3 protein-coding genes are annotated in these 2,612 nt (G+C 74.3%); 2 read left to right on the forward strand and 1 reads right to left on the reverse strand.

Annotation, left to right across the window (positions count from 1 at the left end; all coding sequences use genetic code 11):
• Positions 1–590 (forward strand): serine hydrolase (locus BIV57_RS22755; RefSeq protein WP_139275769.1); only part of this gene is annotated, 590 nt, incomplete at its 5' end.
• A 117-nt stretch (positions 591–707) separates the two neighbouring features.
• On the forward strand, positions 708–1,721 hold the full coding sequence (locus BIV57_RS22760) for a serine hydrolase (protein WP_079170611.1): 1,014 nt from the start codon (positions 708–710) through the stop codon (positions 1,719–1,721).
• A gap of 27 nt (positions 1,722–1,748) precedes the next feature.
• On the opposite strand, the gene BIV57_RS22765 is transcribed toward BIV57_RS22760, so the two are convergent.
• Entirely contained in the window at positions 1,749–2,381 is a 633-nt protein-coding gene (locus tag BIV57_RS22765; RefSeq protein ID WP_071658760.1) for a TIGR03085 family metal-binding protein, read from the reverse strand.
• Positions 2,382–2,612 lie beyond the last annotated feature (231 nt).

Raw genomic sequence — 2,612 nt, forward strand, 5'->3', positions numbered from 1 at the left:
TCAAGGTCGACATCCTCTCCGCCGTGCTGCTCAAGGCCGAGGACGAGAAGCGCCCGCTGACCGCCGCCGAGCGCGGCCACGCCGAGCTGATGATCCGCCGGAGCGACAACGACGCCACCGACGCCCTCTACACCGACATCGGCTACGACCGCGGCCTGGACGCCGCCAACCGCCGCCTGGGGCTCTCCGCCACCACCGCCGGACGCGACAAGCACTGGGGCCTCACCGAGACCACCGCCGCCGACCAGCTGCGGCTGCTGCGGCTGGTCCTCACCGACGAGGAGAGCGACGACAACCCGCTCTCGCCCTCCTCCCGCTCCTACATCCGCTCGCTGATGAGCACCGTGGAGCCCGACCAGACCTGGGGCGTCTCGGCCGCCGACAGCGACGACTCCGGGTTCGAGCTGAAGAACGGCTGGCTCTCCCTCGACCCGGACGGCACCTGGATCATCAACAGCATCGGCATCGTCGACCACGACGGCGACGACGTCCTGATCGCCGTCCTCGGCAACAAGCAGCCCTCCGAGGCCGCGGGCATCCAGCGCGCCGAGGCCGCGGCCTCCGCGGCCGCCGACGCCGTCACCGGCTGACCCGGCCGGCGCCACCGGCAGGGCGGCAGCCACCGCCCTGCCCGGCCGCCCCGCCTCTCACGGCGCTCTCAGGCGGCCGTCACCCGGCTCCCAGACCCCCTCCGTAGCCTCCGGCGCATGTCCCCCGTGCATGCCAAGGACCGCTTCCGCCGCCCGATCTGGGCGGGCATCCTGCTGCTCACCCTGGTCGGAGGAGGAACCGCCACCGTGATCAGCAGCGACCAGCAGACCACTGCCGCCCCGAGCACCCAGTCCGTCGCCGTCACCCGGGCCCGCGCGGCCACCACCCCGTCCGCCTCGGCCTCCGCCTCCGCCTCGGCCTCCGGCTCCGGCTCCGGCTCCGGCTCCGCGAAGGCTTCGGCGTCCGCGACGGCGTCCGCCTCCGACTCGCCGACGGCGACCGCGCGGCGCAGCCTCGACGACGCCGTCTCCGAGCTGCTGGACGGCGACGGCGATGCCGTGCACGGCGCCGTCGCCGCGCTCGACCTGGACAGCGGGACCACCGCCGCCTCCGGCGCCACCGCGCACCGGTTCGCCACCGCCAGCATCGTCAAGGTCGACATCCTCGCCGCGCTGCTCCTCCAGGCCCAGGACCGCGGAGAGCAGCCGACGGCGGCCCAACTGGCCACCGCCCGCGCGATGATCACCCAGAGCGACAACGACGCCGCCGGCGACCTCTACGCCGCGATCGGCGGCGCCGACGGCCTGGACGCCGCCAACCGGCGCCTCGGCCTCACCGCCACCACCGCCGGCGCCGACGGCTACTGGGGCCTCACCGAGACCACCGCCGCCGACCAGCTGCGGCTGCTGCGCGCGGTCTTCACCGCCGACGGCAGCCCGCTGGACGCCGCCTCCCGCGGCCGGATCCAGCAGCTGATGGGCGCCGTCGAGGACGACCAGGCGTGGGGCGTCTCCGCCGCCGCCGACAGCGGCACCACGAGCTACCTGAAGAACGGCTGGCTGCCGCGGACCTCCACCGGCCTGTGGGTCGTCAACAGCATCGGCGAGGTCACCCACGACGGGCACCGGGTGCTGGTCGCCGTGCTCGGCGACGGCCTCGCCTCCGAGTCGGCGGGCATCGCCCGCGCCCGGTCGCTCGCCGAGGCCGCCGCGTCGGCCGTCACCTCATGACGCGTCACCTCATGACGCGATGACGCGTCAGACGCCCATCTTGGCCGAGATGAGCTTCTCCACGTCCTCCTTGGCGCCGTCCAGCTCCACGCGCGCGACCTCGCCGCGGCCGTAGGCCAGCATCAGCAGCTCGCCCGGCTCGCCGACCGCGGTCACCACCGGGGCGCCGCGGCGGGCCACCACCGTCTGGCCGTCCGGGCGCCGCAGCACCAGGCCCACCGGGGACTTCCGCCCCAGCAGCCGGCCCTGCTGCTCCAGCCGGTGCCACAGCGCGTCGGCGGTCTCCTCGTCCAGCTCGCGCGGCGACCAGCCGTCCTGCGCGCGGCGGATGTCCTCGCCGTGGATGAAGAACTCCACCGTGTTGACCGCGTCGTCGACCCGGCCCACCTTCGTCGGCGAGTACTTCGGCGGACCGGCCCGGAACGTCCGCACCAGCTCCTCGTAGGGCTTGGCGCGGAACTCGTCCTGCACCCGCTCCCCGCGGGCCGCGAGCCGGTCGATGAAGCTCCCCAGCACGGCGTCCGCCCGCCGCTCGCGCACCACCAGATGCACGGCGAGATCGCGCGTCTTCCACCCCTCGCAGAGGGTCGGGGCCTCAGGGCCGACGCTGTCGAGCAGATCGGCCAGCAGCAGTCGTTCGCGATGCGCGTGAGTCGACATGCCGTCAAGACTACGGCTCCGGGCGCCGAATGGCGCGGCGCTCAGCCGATGGAGGGCAGGTCGGACGGGACCAGCGAGCGCAGGTCCGAGGGGAGCATGGACTTGATGTCGGACGGCAGCGACGACGGGATCTTCGACGGCAGCCTGCTGGGCAGCGTCGACGGCAGCGAGGTCGGCAGCTTCAGCGATCCCGACGGCGAGGACGTCGCCGTCCCCACCCCGGCCCCGGCG

Origin of the sequence: Mangrovactinospora gilvigrisea, assembly GCF_001879105.1 — a bacterium.
GTDB lineage: Bacteria > Actinomycetota > Actinomycetes > Streptomycetales > Streptomycetaceae > Mangrovactinospora > Mangrovactinospora gilvigrisea.